Annotated in this window: 19 protein-coding genes; 9 read left to right on the forward strand and 10 right to left on the reverse strand. The window is 36.0% G+C overall.

All coding sequences use genetic code 11. From position 1 onward, the window contains the following. Positions 1-74: 74 nt before the first annotated feature. Both MTO68_RS01965 and MTO68_RS01970 read right to left on the reverse strand, forming a co-directional pair. Positions 75-728 (reverse strand): hypothetical protein, encoded by a 654-nt coding sequence (locus tag MTO68_RS01965; protein WP_244014814.1) that lies wholly within the window; start codon positions 726-728, stop codon positions 75-77. A gap of 205 nt (positions 729-933) precedes the next feature. Next, positions 934-1647 (reverse strand): hypothetical protein, encoded by a 714-nt coding sequence (locus MTO68_RS01970; protein ID WP_004818715.1) that lies wholly within the window; start codon positions 1645-1647, stop codon positions 934-936. A 415-nt stretch (positions 1648-2062) separates the two neighbouring features. Between MTO68_RS01970 and MTO68_RS01975 the strand changes: the two genes are divergently transcribed. Next, positions 2063-2353, forward strand: coding sequence for a hypothetical protein (locus MTO68_RS01975; protein ID WP_244014816.1), 291 nt, complete (start codon positions 2063-2065; stop codon positions 2351-2353). Between the two features lie 54 nt (positions 2354-2407). Here MTO68_RS01975 and MTO68_RS01980 read toward each other — a convergent pair whose 3' ends face one another. Further along, a complete protein-coding gene (locus MTO68_RS01980; protein ID WP_244014818.1) occupies positions 2408-2785 on the reverse strand; it encodes a hypothetical protein in 378 nt (125 codons plus the stop codon). A 109-nt stretch (positions 2786-2894) separates the two neighbouring features. On the opposite strand from MTO68_RS01980, the gene MTO68_RS01985 reads away from it, so the two are divergent. After that, entirely contained in the window at positions 2895-4523 is a 1629-nt protein-coding gene (locus tag MTO68_RS01985; RefSeq protein WP_244014820.1) for an AAA family ATPase, read from the forward strand. Further along, the gene (locus tag MTO68_RS01990) at positions 4520-5611 is read left to right on the forward strand and encodes a UvrD-helicase domain-containing protein (protein WP_244014822.1); all 1092 of its coding nucleotides are present in this window, start codon (positions 4520-4522) and stop codon (positions 5609-5611) included. The genes MTO68_RS01985 and MTO68_RS01990 overlap by 4 nt, the downstream gene beginning before the upstream one ends. Before the next feature lie 128 nt (positions 5612-5739). Here the strand turns inward: MTO68_RS01990 and MTO68_RS01995 are convergent, their stop codons facing one another. The 5 genes from MTO68_RS01995 to MTO68_RS02015 all read right to left on the reverse strand — a co-directional run bounded on the left by MTO68_RS01995 (position 5740) and on the right by MTO68_RS02015 (position 10276). Next, positions 5740-6129 carry a hypothetical protein gene (locus MTO68_RS01995; protein WP_004718187.1) on the reverse strand — a complete coding sequence of 130 codons (390 nt, stop codon included), beginning with the start codon at positions 6127-6129 and terminating at the stop codon, positions 5740-5742. Positions 6130-6134: 5 nt separating this feature from the next. Then, a complete protein-coding gene (locus MTO68_RS02000; RefSeq protein WP_244014824.1) occupies positions 6135-6728 on the reverse strand; it encodes a DUF6036 family nucleotidyltransferase in 594 nt (197 codons plus the stop codon). A 2-nt stretch (positions 6729-6730) separates the two neighbouring features. Beyond that, the gene (glyS, locus tag MTO68_RS02005; RefSeq protein WP_244014826.1) at positions 6731-8800 is read right to left on the reverse strand and encodes a glycine--tRNA ligase subunit beta; all 2070 of its coding nucleotides are present in this window, start codon (positions 8798-8800) and stop codon (positions 6731-6733) included. Further along, positions 8800-9777: a glycine--tRNA ligase subunit alpha gene (gene glyQ, locus MTO68_RS02010; RefSeq protein WP_004718182.1), complete on the reverse strand. Its 978-nt coding sequence runs from the start codon at positions 9775-9777 to the stop codon at positions 8800-8802. The genes glyS and glyQ overlap by 1 nt, the downstream gene beginning before the upstream one ends. A gap of 106 nt (positions 9778-9883) precedes the next feature. Then, positions 9884-10276, reverse strand: a complete 393-nt coding sequence (locus MTO68_RS02015) for a hypothetical protein (RefSeq protein WP_244014827.1) — start codon at positions 10274-10276, stop codon at positions 9884-9886. Between the two features lie 415 nt (positions 10277-10691). On the opposite strand from MTO68_RS02015, the gene MTO68_RS02020 reads away from it, so the two are divergent. Then, positions 10692-12002 carry a hypothetical protein gene (locus tag MTO68_RS02020; RefSeq protein WP_244014829.1) on the forward strand — a complete coding sequence of 437 codons (1311 nt, stop codon included), beginning with the start codon at positions 10692-10694 and terminating at the stop codon, positions 12000-12002. A 56-nt stretch (positions 12003-12058) separates the two neighbouring features. Here MTO68_RS02020 and MTO68_RS02025 read toward each other — a convergent pair whose 3' ends face one another. After that, the gene (locus MTO68_RS02025; RefSeq protein ID WP_244014830.1) at positions 12059-12577 is read right to left on the reverse strand and encodes a 3'-5' exoribonuclease; all 519 of its coding nucleotides are present in this window, start codon (positions 12575-12577) and stop codon (positions 12059-12061) included. A 153-nt stretch (positions 12578-12730) separates the two neighbouring features. On the opposite strand from MTO68_RS02025, the gene MTO68_RS02030 reads away from it, so the two are divergent. The 4 genes from MTO68_RS02030 (at position 12731) to MTO68_RS02045 (ending at position 16293) form a co-directional block, all read left to right on the forward strand. After that, positions 12731-13060 carry a hypothetical protein gene (locus tag MTO68_RS02030; protein WP_244014832.1) on the forward strand — a complete coding sequence of 110 codons (330 nt, stop codon included), beginning with the start codon at positions 12731-12733 and terminating at the stop codon, positions 13058-13060. Positions 13061-13062: 2 nt separating this feature from the next. Next, positions 13063-14214: an FAD-binding oxidoreductase gene (locus tag MTO68_RS02035; protein ID WP_244014834.1), complete on the forward strand. Its 1152-nt coding sequence runs from the start codon at positions 13063-13065 to the stop codon at positions 14212-14214. 439 nt (positions 14215-14653) lie between these two features. Then, positions 14654-15070, forward strand: a complete 417-nt coding sequence (locus MTO68_RS02040) for a lysozyme inhibitor LprI family protein (protein WP_244014836.1) — start codon at positions 14654-14656, stop codon at positions 15068-15070. A 122-nt stretch (positions 15071-15192) separates the two neighbouring features. Further along, a complete protein-coding gene (locus MTO68_RS02045; RefSeq protein WP_244014837.1) occupies positions 15193-16293 on the forward strand; it encodes an HPP family protein in 1101 nt (366 codons plus the stop codon). A gap of 157 nt (positions 16294-16450) precedes the next feature. On the opposite strand, the gene MTO68_RS02050 is transcribed toward MTO68_RS02045, so the two are convergent. Beyond that, positions 16451-16711 (reverse strand): PspC domain-containing protein, encoded by a 261-nt coding sequence (locus tag MTO68_RS02050; RefSeq protein WP_004718168.1) that lies wholly within the window; start codon positions 16709-16711, stop codon positions 16451-16453. A 329-nt stretch (positions 16712-17040) separates the two neighbouring features. Between MTO68_RS02050 and MTO68_RS02055 the strand changes: the two genes are divergently transcribed. Further along, complete coding sequence (locus MTO68_RS02055; protein ID WP_244014839.1) at positions 17041-17712, forward strand: hypothetical protein; 672 nt, start codon at positions 17041-17043, stop codon at positions 17710-17712. Positions 17713-17792: the final 80 nt, after the last annotated feature.

The following is a 17792-nucleotide window of genomic DNA, read 5'->3' on the forward strand; positions in this document are numbered from 1 at the left end:
TCGTTTTACTGCTATCACCTTGAGCATAGGTAGCGCAAGGTGTGGAGATCGACGGATTAAGTGTGTTTAGCTGCTTATCTTGGTACACCAACCTCATCATCTGTTGAGCTTTGCGTATTGGTTGAGTTGGTGTCTTTTGAGCCTGTGGTATTGGCGTTGACATCATGCTCTTGGTTCTCGATTGGTAATGACTGTTTTTTAATTTCAGGTTCTTCTTGCGCATCGTTGGGTAATTGATTTTGAACTGCGGGTTGAACAGGTTGTGTGGTGATCGGCGTATTTTGAACGTTTGTTGTCGTTGCAGCAGTTACAGTATTCGCCGTATTGGGTGTGGTCGAAGATTGGCTTAAGCTGCCTTGTTCAATCGGAACATTTAAACTGGTTTTACCCATCACTCGATCTTTGGTTTGCTCAACTTTTTTTACCGCTGTATCGATGCCTTGGCGGGTACTATCACGAGCCTCAGTGGCTTTTTCAGTGGTATATTTTTTGGTATTTTCAATGGTTTCATCCAAAGACGGTTTAATTTTTTGAATCCCTTTTTCGGTCGCATCACCTACTTTTTCAGCGGTATTCTGTACAGCTTCACCGGTCTTATGTGCCAATACTTTAAAAATATTTGGATTATCACCATATGGCTGGGTTTGATTTTGAGTATTGGTTTGCGCATAGAGTGATGGTGTTGCAAGTAATGCAGTGATCACACATAGACTTTTGATCATCTTCATGATGTTTTGATCCCTTTATGATGATTGTAGCGATTCGCTCAGTGCTAATTGGGATTATCATACTGTTTTATTTAGATAAAAAGTAAAATGGAAAGAAAAATCCTACAGCAAGAAAACATATGTATACATTGCATACCAAATTACTGGTAGATGTATAAGAAAAGCTCACCTAAGTGAGCTTTTCTAAATCGGCATTAAATTTAAATTATTTTGTAGCAACTTTAGCGTCTGTAGATACGGCGACTTTAGCGCTACCTACTGGTGTTTTCACATGGGTTTGTGAATTTACTTTTGCACCTGTATTTGCTGGTTTAGGTTTAACTAAATCCTTGGTTTTCTGCCAAGTTTTACTTGTTGCTGATTTGGTTTTGTCTTTTACTTTAACAGCTGCTTCTTTGGTGTTATGACCCGCTTCAGAACTTAGTTTTTTGGTATTTTCCCACGCACCTTTCGTCGCAACTTTACCTTTGTCTATGCCTGTTTCCACACCAGTCCCAACTTTATCAGCAGCATGTTTAGTGCCGTCCCATGCATCTTTAGATACATCACGGGTCTTATCGACACCTTTTTCCACACCCGTACCGACTTTATCAGCAACATTTTTAGTGCCGTCCCATGCATCTTTAGATACATCACGGGTTTTATCGACACCTTTTTCAATACCTGTACCTACTTTAGCAGCAGTATTCTTGGTGCCATCCCAAGCGTCTTTAGACACATCACGGGTTTTATCAACACCTTTTTCAATTCCATTACCCACTTTGTCTGCTGTGTTATGGATACCTTGACCAATGTTGCTTAGAATGCCTCCATTGGTTCCGACTTCAGCAGAAGCATTTGCACTTACATCTGTATTGGCAAAAAGAGGAGAGCTGGCAAGAAGTGCTGTGGCGATCACTGTTGTTTTAAGCATTTTCATAATTAGTTTTATCCTGTACCTGAATGAGTTCAAGTTTGAGTGTTGCCTATAATAATGTGAAATATGTATAAAAATAGTCTTTGAGATAAAACAGCAACAGCTTATCTACAGAGTTTTAACAATAGTGTAAGAATTGTGAATGAATGTTACGGCCAGATGTGTTTGGGGGTAATTGAGCGTTTTTACTTTTTAAATTCTGATGTTTATAAGAATATGAGAATGATGATAAAAGCATTTTCAGTAAGAATTTCTAGCTTGTTATTAAAACAAAACAACATAAGCTTTGGGTTAAATTGTTGATTTAATCATCATAATGAAAAAAATAATAATCTTGATATTTCTCACTTTTATATTGAGTTTCAAACCCAGTTTTGCCTGTGGCTGTGGTGATGAACTGTCTTCCAGTCATCAAATAATGGCTTGGGTCATTATGGGCGTGGTATTTTTAATTTATTTGATTCCAAGCTTTTATTTTGCAAAATATTTTAAGAAATATCAGCTATCTATTGAACATCTGATTTTGCCTCATGTGCTGATGATTGCAATGCTCTACGCAATGATGAATTCGTTTAAATTGGGCTTAAATCCAATTTATTATTGGTTTGTTGATTACCTCTCAAATAGTTTCATGTTTGCTGCGATTGGACTCATTGGCGCCCTTGTTTGGATTTATCCCGTGTTTTATGTGACTAAAAGAGCGAAATGATTTTGCATTTTAGCCCTTTTAGCTTCGACGAAGTATTAGAGTGAAGTGCCGAGATTAATTACATTTTTCCAGATTTGATGCTTTAAAGTTGTTTTTAAGTGAGTTGAAGTTTTTAAGCTTTTCAGCATCTTTTGGGTCAAAAACAGTTTGTTTGTTTTCGACTTCAGCGTCTACATTTGAAAATGCTGAGATGAGCTGATCACCTTTAAAAATCCAATGTTCTGTGGCTTTGCCCGTTTCAAAGTTGCCAGTAAATTCGATGACACAGTTGTCTGTTTGTTTGATGAGTTTGGCAAGGTTATGTTTTGTGCTTGGTTCAGCAGAGATATTTTTATGTTGTTCTAAAACAGTTGGAGCGTTTGGATTGGTGGGTGTAGTTGAGCAGGCGGAGACTAATGATGTAATCAGAATTACTGAGAAGATGTTGTTCATAATTAATTTTGTACGAAATAAAAACTTTATAGCATGAAAAAAATGTTGAATTTTATAAATTTTATTTTAAATTTGTTATAGATACTTAATTTGTTTTTGGAAGAATTTTGTGAAAATAGAAAAATTGGTACTTAAAAATTATAAAAGTTTTAAAGAGCGGACGGTTATAGAATTTAACGAGACATTGAATATCCTTGTCGGTGACAATGAAGCAGGTAAATCTACGATTTTAGAAGCTATTCATTTATGTCTCTCTGGAATATTGGATGGTAAATATCTAAAACATGATTTTCATCAATACTTGTTTAATTATGACGTAGTAGAAGAGTATTTAACAAAGATAAAAACGGATAAAACAGTACAGCTACCAGAGTTGTTAATTGAAGTGTATTTTCAGAATAAAGATGAACTAGCAGAATTTGAAGGTTCTTTAAATTCTGATCATAATTCTAAAGCACAAGGTATACGTTTTGAAATTAAGCTTGATAATATGTATACAGATTTATATCAAGATTTGTTGCAATCACCTGATGAGCAGAGATCTATACCAATAGAGTATTTTCATATCGAATGGCAATCTTTTGCAAGAAAGACTGTTATTAGTAGGATTATTCCGATTAAATCTGTGTTGATTGATTCAACAGCTTCTAAAATAAAAAATGGTTCAGATCTTTATTTATCAAAAATCATAAAAGATGGACTAGATAGATCAGAGCAAATTGGACTCGCACAATCCTATAGGAAATTAAAGCAAAGTTTTAATGAAGATCCAAATATTACAGCATTGAATACTAAGATAACAGAAAGCGCTAAAATTTCAGGAAAACAATTATCTATTACTGTTGATCTGAGCTCAAATAATTCATGGGAAAGTCAATTAACAACTAACTTTAATAATATCCCTTTCGATCAAATTGGCAAAGGAGAGCAATGTATCGTAAAAACGAATTTAGCTTTAGTGCACTCACATGAAAAGGATAAGAATTTAATTTTGATTGAGGAACCAGAAAATCATCTCTCTCATACAAAATTAAATGCACTAATAAAAAAAATTCAAGAAAATAGAAATGATAAGCAGATTATTATTTCTACACATAGTAGTTTTGTTGCGAACAAATTAGGTTTAGAAAATTTAATTTTGATTGATAATAAACAGACTAAATTTTTTAGAGACTTACCATCAGATACTTATCAATATTTTCAGAAATTAGCAGGTTATAACACACTTAGATTGATTCTTTGTAGAAAAGCGGTCCTTGTTGAAGGACCATCAGATGAGTTAGTTTTTCAAAAAAAATATATACAAGAAAATAACGGTAGGTTGCCTATAGAGGATGGAATTGACGTAATTAGTGTTGCTGGTTTAGCATTTAAACGTTTTTTGGAGATTGCTAAGTTAGTTGAGAAACCTGTAGCTGTTATCACTGATAATGATGGAAAGTATCAAGAAAAAATTATTAACAAATATCAAGAGTATTGGAATATTTCATATATAAAAATCAGTGCGGACCCTAGGGAAAATTTAAATACATTAGAGCCACAATTCATTGATGCTAATCAAGCTGATTTTTCGAAATTATGCCAAGTAATTGGATTTTATGGAGATCAAAATTTTGATGCTATAAAAAGCTATATGGTAAATGCAAAAACTGATTGGGCATTAAAGCTTTTTGATTCAGAAGAGGTTTTAGAATATCCAAATTATATTAAAGAAGTAGTTGATTGGTGTAATTCATGAAAAAATTAATGATTGCAGCAGCAGGAGCTGGAAAAACAACTTACTTAATTGAACAAGCCCATAGTGTATTTGATGAGAGTGTATTAATTACGACTTTTACAGTTGAAAATAGCGCTGAAATAAAGAAAAAACTGATAAAAAAATATGGTTATATCCCTTCTCATATTATAGTGAAAACTTGGTTCGATTTTCTTTTAAATGATTGTTTTAGACCTTATCAATGTGTATTAGCAAAGAGCCTGCAAAATTTGAAAATTGGATTTATGTATATAGAGGGTAGGCAGTCTGCGCTTGGAACTAAAGAAAGTAGCTTTTCCCATTATTTTACAAAAGATTGGAAAATTTTTTCTGATAAGATTTCTAAGTTTATAATAAAAACTCATGAAAAGATGCCTGAATTAATTTTTAATAGATTATCTAAAATTTATAAACATATTTATATTGATGAGGTTCAAGATTTATCAGGGTATGACTTTGATGTGGTTACTAATATTTTAAGATCAGTTGAAAATGTTCTTTTGGTTGGTGATCCTAGACAATGTACATATTCTACAAATAATTTACCTAAATATAAGCCCTATAATAATGGTGGTGTTAAGGATTTTTATTTGAATTTTTGGCAAGATTTATGCGAATTAGATCAAACAACATTACAGTACTCACATAGAAATGAAAAAATTATTTGTGATTTATCATCTTTGCTTTATCAGTCTTTTGCACCGACAGAGCCATGTACTTGTTGTATGGAAAGCGATTCGCATTTAGGAGTTTTTATAATTCCGAAAAGTAAAAAAGAAGACTATTTGAAAGACTATTTCCCTACTCAATTACGATTAACTGTTTCAACAAAAGTAAATTCAAATTTTGCTTGTATGAATATGGGTGTAGCTAAGGGATTGACACTCGACCGTGTTTTACTATATCCAACACAAGATATGTTGAAGTGGTTGATAGACCCAAATCATAAATTAGCAGATGCGACACGAGCCAAATTTTATGTAGGTCTAACAAGACCCAAATTAAGTTTAGGAATTCTTGTAGAAGATAGAAACGTAGCTCAGTTTGCCCATAAATTTATAGTTTATTAATTAGTATTGCAATACTTGTAAACAAGTCACGTAACTATAAAAGTAAAAAATTACTCTAAACGCTGTATCCCTGATTCTCAAAGAACGTATTCGTCGGCTAATGTAAAAGACGAAACAGCGAAAGATTTTTACCCATGCTCTTGATGATAATGGCGTGTTTGAAGTGTGAGTAATTGTGATTTTAAATGATTTAAATCTTCATCTAAACCAAATCTTTGCGCTAAAGGATCAACCAAGTGGCTTGAGTCAAGATGAGTGGTCTGTAAAGACAAATCATTTGAAAAAGACTTTAACTGTTGTCTACGGGATACGCTAGAACATGAATAGCGTCTAAATTTTTCAAGTAAGAAAACTAAACGGCGTGTTTCAAGCGTACTTAGATTATTTGTTATAGAAGGTAAAAGCTCTGAATAGAGTAAAGCTTCAGCAACTGGTTTCACTTCACTAAATGTTGCCGATGATAATGGTTGTTTTAACAACGTATTTAAAGCGTGTTCAAACTCTACCTGATTCATCATATGAGTTAGCCTCTTAACTCCGAAAGGATTGACACGATATATTGAATATTCGAGTGTAATTGTTCAGGAGTCGCATAGTACATTTCAGCATTATTCGCTGATTTTTTAAACGCTTCAAGGGAAAACTTACCATTAAGGTATAATTCTTTGATGTCTTCGATATCTCTATCAGATAAACGAGCAAGTTTTGAAATGGCTAAATCTAAACCGGATACTAAATAAACTTCAACAATACGATTGGCAACTAATGGAATCGCTCTTTCAAGGTAGTCAGGGTCGACAGATGCAAGGCTGGTGTTAAAACTACGATCAAACTCTAAATTAGTTTCAAGATTATTATCATCTAAATATTCAACATCATTATTTTCTAAAAACACAACTATATCGTGTTTCTTTAATTGCTGGATTGCCTGAATTTCAGCATCTATATCATTGCTACCACGAGCATTGGTATGAATATGAAATGCACAACCACCAAAAATAAAAGCCTTTACAGCGCCATGCGGTAAATTCTTATGATTTTTTAATATGTAATTCTCAAGCTCTTGAAAGAGCTTGAGAATAGCGATAGTAATTGGAGAATTACTATAGATCGTCATACTTAGTGCTGTAACACCGAAATATCAGCAACGCTTGTAAACAAGTCACGTAACTGTGCAAGTAAACGTAAACGGTTTGCTTTGAGTTCTGCATCATCTGCCATGACCATCACATTCTCAAAGAATGCATCAATCGGTGCACGAAGCGCAGCCAACTTAGAAAGCGCAGTGGTATAGTCTTTCGCGTCCAAAAGTGGTTGAACCGCAGGTTTGATATTTTGAATCTCGGTATAAAGCGCCTTTTCAGCATCTTCAAGCAATTTAGCTTCAACAACCTCACCTGTAGGTGCGGCTTCTTTTGCCAAGATATTGGCAACACGCTTATTGGCAGCAGCCAAAGCAGCAGCTTCTGGCAAGTTACGGAAATGATTTACCGCTGTCACACGCTTATCAAAATCAAGTGGAGATTTTGGAGAAAGTGCTTGAACAGCCTGAATCACATCAACCGCAACACCTTGGTCTTCGTACTTAGCACGGTAACGACCTTCAAGGAATGCGACAGCATCGGCTAAAGTCTTCGCATGATCTTTCAATACATCGCCATAAGCAGCCAAAGCAAGCTTGATCAGTTCTTCAATCGAAACATCAAGATTATTTTCAGTCACCAAACGTAAGATACCAATCGCAGAACGACGTAAAGCAAATGGATCTTTCGAACCTGTCGGTGCTTGGCCAATCCCGAAAATACCTGTGAGGGTATCTAAACGATCAGCAAGGGCAATGGTTGTACCTGTTTTCGTTTTTGGTAGAACATCGCCAGCAAACTTAGGTAAATATTGCTCACCTAAAGCTTCAGCAACTTCATCATTTTCGCCTTCAATACGTGCGTAATAAGTTCCCGCGATCCCTTGAAGTTCAGGGAATTCACCGACTAACTCTGAAGTTAAGTCACATTTTGCAAGCAGTGCAGCTTTTTCAGCATCAGTAGGATTTGCACCCGTGATTGCAGATAACGCCACAGCCAATTTTGCAATACGTTCAGACTTGTTCCAAAGTGTACCCAATTGCGCTTGGAAGACCATATTGGCTAATTTTTCTTTACGAGAAGCAAGCGGTTGCTTTTGGTCTTGTAAGAAGAAAAACTCTGCATCAGATAAACGAGGACGTACAACTTTTTCATTACCCTCAATGATTTGAGTCGGATCTTTAGACTCAATATTGGAAACAGTAATGAAATAAGGCTGTAATTTATGTGCTGCATTGACCAAACAGAAATACTTCTGGTTGTCTTGCATCGTGGTGATCAAGGCTTCTTGAGGCACTGCAAGGAAACGCTCTTCAAAGCTTGCACGTAACGCAACAGGCCATTCAACCAATGCAGTCACTTCATCACGCAGGTCCGCAGGAACGATGGCAATCGCATTGACTTCATCAGCCAAAGCTTTAACTTGTTGATCAATGATCGCTTGACGCTCTTCAAAAGAAGCCACGACATGTGCTGCTTTTAATTTCGGTAAATAATCATCTGAATTTGTTAATGAAATTGCTTCAGGGGCATGGAAACGATGACCATAGGTCAGATTACCCGCTTTATGATCCTGAATCGTTGCATCAATCACATCATTGTCTTTTAACAAGACGACCCATTTCACCGGACGAACAAATTCAGTACGGCTTGCAGCAGAACGCATACGTTTTGCGATTGGTAAGTTATCTAGTGCTGTTTGTAAAATTTGTGGAAGTAAAGCGTCAAGACTTTGACCTTTCACATCTTTTAAATAACAAACTTTTTCAACTTTACCTGCTTGGAAAGTTGATACTTGATCTGCAGTAATGCCTTGACCACGCATAAAGCCTTCTAAGGCTTTGGTTGGTTTGCCTTCTGCATCATAAGCAGCTTGTAGGGCAGGGCCATCAAAACGCTTTTGAGTGTCTGCTTGCGCACCATCAACATTAACAATTTTTAATGCTAAACGACGTGGTGCTGCATAAGCTTCAATTGAATCAAATGCCAAACCTGCGTCTTTTAAACCTTTAACCGTTTCAGCTTGTAACGCATCACGTAAAGTTTTTAAGCTTTTAGGCGGTAATTCTTCACAGCCAAGTTCGAATAAAACTGTATGTTTAGACATTATTTATTCTCCTCAGCTTTTGCTTCTGCTTCAACTTGTGCCTTTAACTGTGCAAGCACTTCGTCACGTAAATGCGGTTCAGCCATTGGGAAACCGAGTTTGGCACGAGCAGCCACATAGCTTTGTGCAATAGAGCGTGCCAAAGTACGCACACGTAAAATATAACGTTGACGCTCAGTGACAGAAATAGCACCACGTGCATCGAGTAAGTTAAAGCTGTGTGATGCTTTGATGACTTGCTCATATGCTGGAAGTGGAAGTTCCGCTTCCATTAAACGGGTTGCTTCAGCTTCATAAAAATCGAAGAGTTCAAACATTTTTTCAACGTTGGCATATTCAAAGTTATAAGTTGATTGCTCTACTTCATTCTGATGGAACACATCACCGTAGGTGACTGTACCAAATTGACCTTTGGTCCAAACCAAGTCATAAACTGAATCGACGCCCTGCAAGTACATTGCAAGACGTTCAAGACCGTAAGTGATTTCACCTGTGACTGGGTAGCACTCAACGCCACCGACTTGTTGGAAGTAAGTAAACTGAGTCACTTCCATACCGTTTAACCACACTTCCCAACCTAAGCCCCAAGCGCCCAATGTTGGAGATTCCCAGTTGTCTTCTACAAAACGAATGTCATGTGTAAGCGTGTCAATACCAATCGCTTCTAAAGAGTCTAGATACAGTTGTTGGATATTGTCAGGGTTCGGTTTAAGCACCACTTGGAATTGATAGTAGTGTTGTAAACGGTTTGGGTTTTCGCCATAACGACCGTCTTTAGGACGACGTGAGGGTTGAACGTATGCTGCGTTCCATGTTTCTGGCCCAAGTGCACGTAAGAATGTTGCAGTGTGGAATGTCCCTGCGCCCATTTCCATATCGTAAGGCTGTAACACCACACAACCTTGTTCAGCCCAGTAGTTTTGTAAGGCAAGAATTAAGCCTTGGAATGTATCAATATGCGATATGGCGCGACTCATGCAGCATCCACTATAAGTATTAGAAAAAATTGGTTCTAAGTATAAGGATTTTGGGGAGGTGTGGCAAAGGTTAGTCTATAAATATTGATTCTTATCGCAGATCAACTTATGTACATTTTTTCAGATTTTCTTTTGAGATAAAACTTTTCATTTCTTTGGCCTCTTTTCTTATTTTCATTTCCTCAATGTGCTCTTCAATTTTTGCATCTGGAGCATCGCTATTGATTACGGGTTCCGAGCTTGAATTTTCAGATATTAAAATGAGATCGTCCCTAAAAAAAGCCCAATCTTTTTCTATTGTTGGTGTGTTTTTAGAAGTGGTTTTTGCTTTTAAGATACAGATTTTATCTTTTTTAATTAGGGTAAGTTCAAGTGTGCTTGATGGTTCACCCGTCATTGCAATTTGCTTTGCTTCTAAAATTACAGGTTCATTTGATGTACTACATGCAGCAAGGAAAAAAGAAGACGTTAAAATGATGAAATAGGTTATTTTATTCATTGGTAAAATTAAATAAGTTAAATTATATATTTGATATTAACATAAAAAATTTATATTCATGAACTTTATAAAGGTAAAGGGCGCTTCAAAAACTGAATGTCGGAAGTTCATTATGACGATGTCACAATGCTTCATTCAATGTTAAGTAAATGAATTATTTAGAAATCATAGGGGCGAATTTAGAGGATGATAAAATGCACAAGATCATTATTGGACTGTAGCAAAATTAGAAAAGGCTAATTAAAACTTAATTTTCAAACTGCAGGGTTTTTCAATGTTAGCGGTTCTTGTCAAAATATTGAATAATTTGTTTTAAAATAAAATTAACTAATTGAATTATTTTATATATAATTTGAAAAATACTTTTTTAAAAATTTATAAATTTAATTTTTATATCAAAATGAGCAATCTTAATATGAAAAAATTCAATTATTTTATGTACATAGCGACTTTAGGTTTTATATCTGCAACATCAAGTTATGCAGTAAATATAGAAGAAGCCCCTTGTTTCGCCCCACAAACAGCGCCTATTTTTAAAGAGTTTTATCAAATAAATAAAGGATTTGATCAAAAAGTATTGTGGGAGTTGTATGTTCAATCACCCATAGACGGTTATCCAAATGCAAAAATGATTAATCAAACTTTAGAGACTTTATTTGGTCAATTGGGGCTCTCAGAAGAACAGAAAAAGCAGATGAAACCGATCCAAAAAGATGTATCTGAAGTAGAGCCTGAAGAATTAGAAGCCTATAACTTAATGGTTAAAGCACAAAAATTATATTACGGCGATAAAGTTACTATTGATCAACAACAGGCTTTTGAGTTGCTGCTTGATGCAGTTGGAAAGAGAAATTCAGAAGCCTATATTTTCTACCCTGTACTTAATCAGCATTGTGCTGATCCAGATAGAAAAGAAACAGCAGTTCGTATATTTCATACCATCGAAAAACACATGGGGGATAATGATGATTATCCAACTCCAATATGGGCATATTTAAGTTATGCCTATGCGTATGGTGTAGGCACAGAGGTGGATGAAGCAAAGGCTTTAAAATATTGGAAAAAAGCTTGGCGTATCTATTCGTTACAATTTGATGCAGGTGGTTTTGTCGGTTTTATGATGGGACAAATGGCAGAACAAAAGCCTTATTTAAAAGCACATTTGGGTGAAGCTATGAATTATTACAAAATTGCGACCCGAGCAGATGAAAATAACATTCCAGCACAACAGGCAATTGTAAGATTATTAAAAACGGATAAAAAGTTTGAAGATCTGACTTATGAAATAGAGTTATTTGAAGAAACTGAAAACGCAAAGCATGATCAAGACCCAAAATCTGCTTATTTTACTTTGTCAGAATTATATGCTCAGGAGCAGTGGAAAATTTACAATCCTCAACTTTCAATGGAGTGGTTGGCAAAAGCAGCTGAAGCAGGGCATGAACGCGCACAGTTGAACCTACCACTCTATTATGAGCAAGGGAATTTGATCAAGGCAGATCCAAAAAGAGCGATGGAGTTGTATCAAAAATATTATGAACAGGACAATATATTAGTGGGTATCTACTTTTTAGATCGTTTGGAAAATGGAACCAAAGGCATTGCTAAAAATCCTGAAAAAGCGAAGTTAGTTCGTGAAGATTTAACTAAAAAATATCATGCTTTAGGACAAACAGGTGAGATTCCAAAACCTGAAGAATTGCGATTAATGCAGCGAATGTATTAAAAACTTTCTTTAGCAAAGATTAGTCTTGAGTCATGGCTCACTAATCTGAGCTATATCTAAAACTTAATCTTCAATCCATAATCCTTTTTCATTGCCAATAAAGCTTCTGCATTGCCTTTGGCATCGTCAACAGGGTTATGGGTATGTGTTGTTTTACGTAAATGCTTAAAACTTTGAAAGCTATCTTTGACCAGTCCTTTATACAAACTGCCTAAATTTTGTGAACTAAATCCAAACGGATTACTGCCAGTAAAATGATGAAAGTACCAACAGACAAACATCCAGTCAAAACCATTATTATCGCTAATAAAAATAGGGCGATCATTACTGACTTTGCTCACCCACTTGGCAAAGTCTTTCATAACATGCTCAGGATTGTTAAAGCTTAGGGTATCTTCACGACTAAAGCCTGAAACTGCGAGCGCTTGAGGAATATAATTTTCGGAAATTGGTTTAAGTAAACCGTAGAATTGTTGATGTAAGTGATCTTCGACCAACACTGCACCTAGCGCAATCATTGAGTAATCACCGGGAATTGGACCATCTGCTTCGATGTCCACCATAATATAAGCCATATATTCTCCTTATTTTAAGATATTGTTTTTATGGTGGAAGTCATTATAAATGATGATTTTGATCGCTGACAAACTTTATTGGTATTTTGCTTTTTTAATATTTATAGCTTATAAATTATTGAATAAATTTAAAACATTTTTAAATCATTCATTATGCAAAAAACACAGAAAAACAAACTTTGGCTAAGCCTTCTCCTTATTGTATTGGCAGTTATTTCTATTCCTGCAATTCATCTTTTTAAAACAAAAATCAATGAGCAACAGGGAATTGAGCATATTCCTATAGGCTATCGGGATGATGCCAGTCATCTTAATTTGACAAAAGTGCATAAAATTGTCGATGTAGAAAGTACACCCGAAGCGATTCAACAACAACTTAAAACTTTGCTTAAATATGCAAGTGAACATCATCTAAAAGTTTCGATTGCGGGGGCTAAGCACAGTATGGGTGGCATACGATTTACCCTGATGGTATTGCACTGAATATGCTGCCCTATAACCATATGAGCTTTGATGAGAAGAGCAATATTCTCACGATTGGCTCGGGTGCAACATGGGAAGAGGCCCTTCAGTATTTAGACCGCTATGGTAAATCAATTGCAGTGATGCAATCTTTTAGTAATTTCTCGATTGGCGGTTCGATCAGTGTCAATGGGCATGGTTGGCAAAAGAATTCACCCCCGATTTCATCCAGTGTTGAGTCATTTACCTTGATGAATGCACAGGGAGAGATTGTAAAATGTAGTCGTACAGAACATCCTGAACTGTTTAAATTGGTGATTGGTGGCTATGGATTATTTGGCATTATTCTCGATGTAAAATTAAAAGTTGTAGATAATGTCGCTTTAACATTCCAATCAATTTCAGTTTTACCTGAAGACTATGTAAACGCGTACCAAAAGATTGTCAGCAATAATCCAGATGTACAATTTGCTTATGGTCGGTTACGTATTTCAGATAAGCATTTTTTACAGCAGGCAACCTTAAACTATTTTGAAAAAATTGATAAAAAACCCTTAGCATTGTCACAACAACAAAGTAAAAACGCTGAAACTAAGCGGATTGTGTTTCGTGGTTCTGTCGATAGTGAATACGGCAAACGACTACGCTGGGATCTAGAAAGTAGCCTGAATTCAGTATCGCCTTATGCGACGTTTAGTCGCAATGAAATTCTCAGTGAAGATGCCGCTTTGATTGAAAATAAAGATATCCATTCAACCGATCTATTGCATGAATATTTTATTCCAAAGCAGCACTTGGCTCAGTTTATTCAAGATCTCAAGCCCGTTTTAAAAACGAAAAAAGTGGATCTACTCAATATCACGATTCGTGAAGTTGAACATGATCATGATGCATTTATGAATTATGCCCGAGAGGATGTTTTTGGCTTGGTGTTTCTGTTTAATCAAAAGAAGACCGCACAACAAGAGCAGGATATGCAACAACTGACTCAGCAATTGGTTGATATTACACTTAAAAACCAAGGCACATTTTATTTGCCTTATCGTTTACATGTGAGTCGCGACAAGATGCGTTTAGCCTATCCTCAAACGGATGCCTTTTTTAGTTTGAAGAAAAAATATGATCCAGAGGAGATTTTTAGTAATCAGTTTTATCTACATTATCGTGAGTCGTAAATGATGGTCTGGAGAATATCTTTAACAAAGCCCAATAACAGCACCCTGCAAATACAGAAATTGCATAAAAAAACCAATCGCTCAATAGTTTCCATAGCGGTGTAGGCAATGACCCAGTAAAAACCAGATAGCCAATGATGCTGACAATTAGCCACATCAACAGTGAGCCGACGAAAATACTGAAAAAATTAAGCCAATATTGATGTGCAAGCCAAAGTGAAATGACATAAGCAATTGGAATGACAAGAATGCAATAAATCAGATAAACGATTAGGCTGATACCAAATATTGTGAGTAAAGACTGTATATCATATTGATGATTCATAAAAAGAAAAAACGCGATCAATAGGATTAAGCTCAGACTGGGTGCTAAAAACAAAGCCTTTAAAATCGATTTATTGCTATATTGAGCCATGGTCAAAACAACAAAGGAATAAATATGATAAGAGCATGCACAATCATGATGGTTTTATCTACAACTATTTGTTCAATATCGGCTTATGCGGAAAAGACTACTGCTTCACCCGATGTATATAACCAATGTGTTGAACAAACCATCGAAAAACTGGCTTTAGGCAACATCAACAATGCCGTGGCTGAATCATGTAGTAACCAGAGCAGAGCATATTATGAAAAAGAAATTGTCAAAGTTCTCGATCAGATCAAAAAACAGAGTCAGATAAACCATCAGCCAGAACGTTATAACGACATCATGAAATCACAACGCTTATGGAAAGCTTATGTTGATCAGGAGTGCCAAAATGCTGGAAGTTATATTGGTTCACCCATGTATACGTTTTGTCCAATGCAAGAATATGGAAAAAGACTTGATCAATTGACTGAATATGCCCAGTGAAAAATCAGTAGATGAGAAATATCAGCGAAAAATTTATCCATTTAAGATAGATAATAAATATATCTTATAACCACAACATCGTATAATTCACACTTTAAACCGTGTTAAAGCGCAGGACTGTCGTGTTTCATACGCAACTTGAATGGTTAAATACCTTAAAACCCAATTTTAAAGTTTTACCGCTAAAAGATCGTTTAGTCTGTGGTGTTGGTGCACTGCTTGGATTAGCAGTGTCATCATTGATCAGTTGGTATGTACTCGGTGGATTTAATGCATGGTATATCGCACCGATGGGCGCGTCCTCGGTATTGCTTTTTGCTGTACCCGCAAGCCCTTTAGCACAACCTTGGAATATGGTGGTGGGGAATACCATCGCAGGTTTAGTCGGCGTGACGTGTGCCATCTTTATTTCCAATCCAACCGAGGCATTTAGTGTTGCTGTTGCATTGTCGATATTTTTGATGATGAGCACAGATTCATTGCATCCGCCAAGTGGTGCGGTGGCGATTACTGCCGTATTGGGTGGTGCATCTATTCACCAGTTGGGTTATCAATTTATCTTTTACCCAGTATTACTCAATTCAGTCTTGCTGCTAGTGATTGCGATCATTTTTAATCGTATATTGGGAAAGCAATATCCACAAGTTGCACAGCTTAATACACGTTCTAAGGATCCAACCCCGACACAGAAAGTCACCATTCAACCGCAAGATATTCAAGATGTGTTAGAGCAACAGACACAGCTTTTAGATATTAGTGAATATGATTTACAGAAAATCATTTTAGAAGCACAAGAAAAGGCCAATGCAAGGGCAGTACATCAATATCTTTGCCAAGATATTATGAGCAAAGATGTGCTGAGCTTGGATGAGCAAGATGATATTCACCAAGCTTTAGATAAGTTTAAACATGTGAATTTGATGAGTTTGCCCGTGCTCAATGCTGATCGGGAATTGGTTGGTACATTGGCATTGTATGAAATTGTAGAGTGGTTTAAACGCGCTGCCGATGCGCGTGCCCCTTGGGAACATTTGGTCAAACAAATTATGAATCGACAAGTGGTCACTGTACAGCCAACACAACCGATTCAAGACTTAGTGCCTTATTTCGTTGAACGCTCTTTTAATTATATCCCTGTGGTTGATCATCAAAAAATGGTCGGGATCATTAGTCGCGCAGATATGATTGCAGCATTACAGCAACAACTCAATAATTCACAATGATACTGTTTCAAAATAGAACCGTTTAAAAATAAAACCGTTTAAAAATAAAACCGTTTAAAAATAAAACCGTTTAAAAATGATGCGGTATAAAAAAAGCTACAGCAGTTTGGGGGAACTGTTGTAGCTGAAAAGGGTTATATCTTTAAATCGAAGTCAATTAATGGGTTTTCTCTTCATAAATCGTTCGTACAGGGCGTTCATAGCTTTGTGGTTCATTTAGCTGCAATTTTTGTTTTGGCATAATTAACCAAAGCACCAAATACACTAAGATACCTGGGAAAGCTGCGCTCAAACATGAAACAATCACGAAAATAATTCGTAGTAATGTGACATTCCAACCAAAACGTTCAGCAATACCGCCCATTACACCGGCGATCATATTGTGTCGGCTTGAACGATATAAACCAGAATTGGCCATTTAAATCTCCTTAAAGTTATTCATCATCATTCATGATTAAAAAATTAAAAATGAATTCATATAAGTAAATAGTGGCGTTTCTGTTTGATTCTTCAAGTGAATCACCAATTAAAATTGTTAAGACTGTGTAACAACGCCAGTTAAATCATTCAAAATAATGTAAAAAGTGTCCAATCCGATCTAGGTGGCGGTGGTGATAAATATGTTTTTTATACTTTTGTAAAAAATACAGCGTTAAGATTTCGAGAAACGGCACAACGCAATAAGATATAGATATACACATTGATTTTTGATGTGTCTGGCACGGTGCAATTGGGTTATTTGGATTTATGTATTTAACTTTTCATAAAGTAATTTTTTTTAGAATTTTAGGCATCAGTATTTGTACAGTACTGAGTGCTTGCGATTCCTCAAAATCAAATGATAAACAACAAGGTGCATCTGACACACAAAATTCATCCAGCGAACTTGCTTTGCAACAAACGCCACCACGTGCCAATGCAAGTGAAGGGAAAAAACTGACCGATCTCGCGGGTCAAGCCACCTTGCCTGCAATGGTAGAAATGAAAGGGCAAGGCCAGCAAAGTGACGTGGTTTCCACAAAAGCTGAGGAATTTGTAGGACGTTATCATGTACAAATGAGTTGTGAAGATCCGTTTGCCAAGTGCGACAAAGGCAGTGCGGAGTTTATTATTAACTTACTTCCAGACGGTACTGCACATCGTACCTTTGTGTATATGGGAAAAATGACCTATGAAAATAGTGATATAAAACCGAACCGTGGCTATCAAAAAAATACTTGGGCCTATGACGAAGTAAATCATGAAATTGTGATTAATCGAATTGAAGGTATTCAGTTCTATTACAACGTGGATGCACAAAATGATTTGGTGATGGATATTGATAAAATAGTCAATGGCACTGAAGAAAATCGACTTTATTTTAGTCAACACCATACCGCACCAACAAAAGCCTATGTGTTAAAGAAATTTGATAATTAAAAAGCGAAACAATCGAATAAGCGCATTTGAATAATAACGCTGTTTTGATCAAGACATATGTTGATTTAAACAATCTGGTG

It is taken from the genome of Acinetobacter sp. NyZ410 (assembly GCF_022828975.1).
Classification (GTDB): domain Bacteria; phylum Pseudomonadota; class Gammaproteobacteria; order Pseudomonadales; family Moraxellaceae; genus Acinetobacter; species Acinetobacter guillouiae.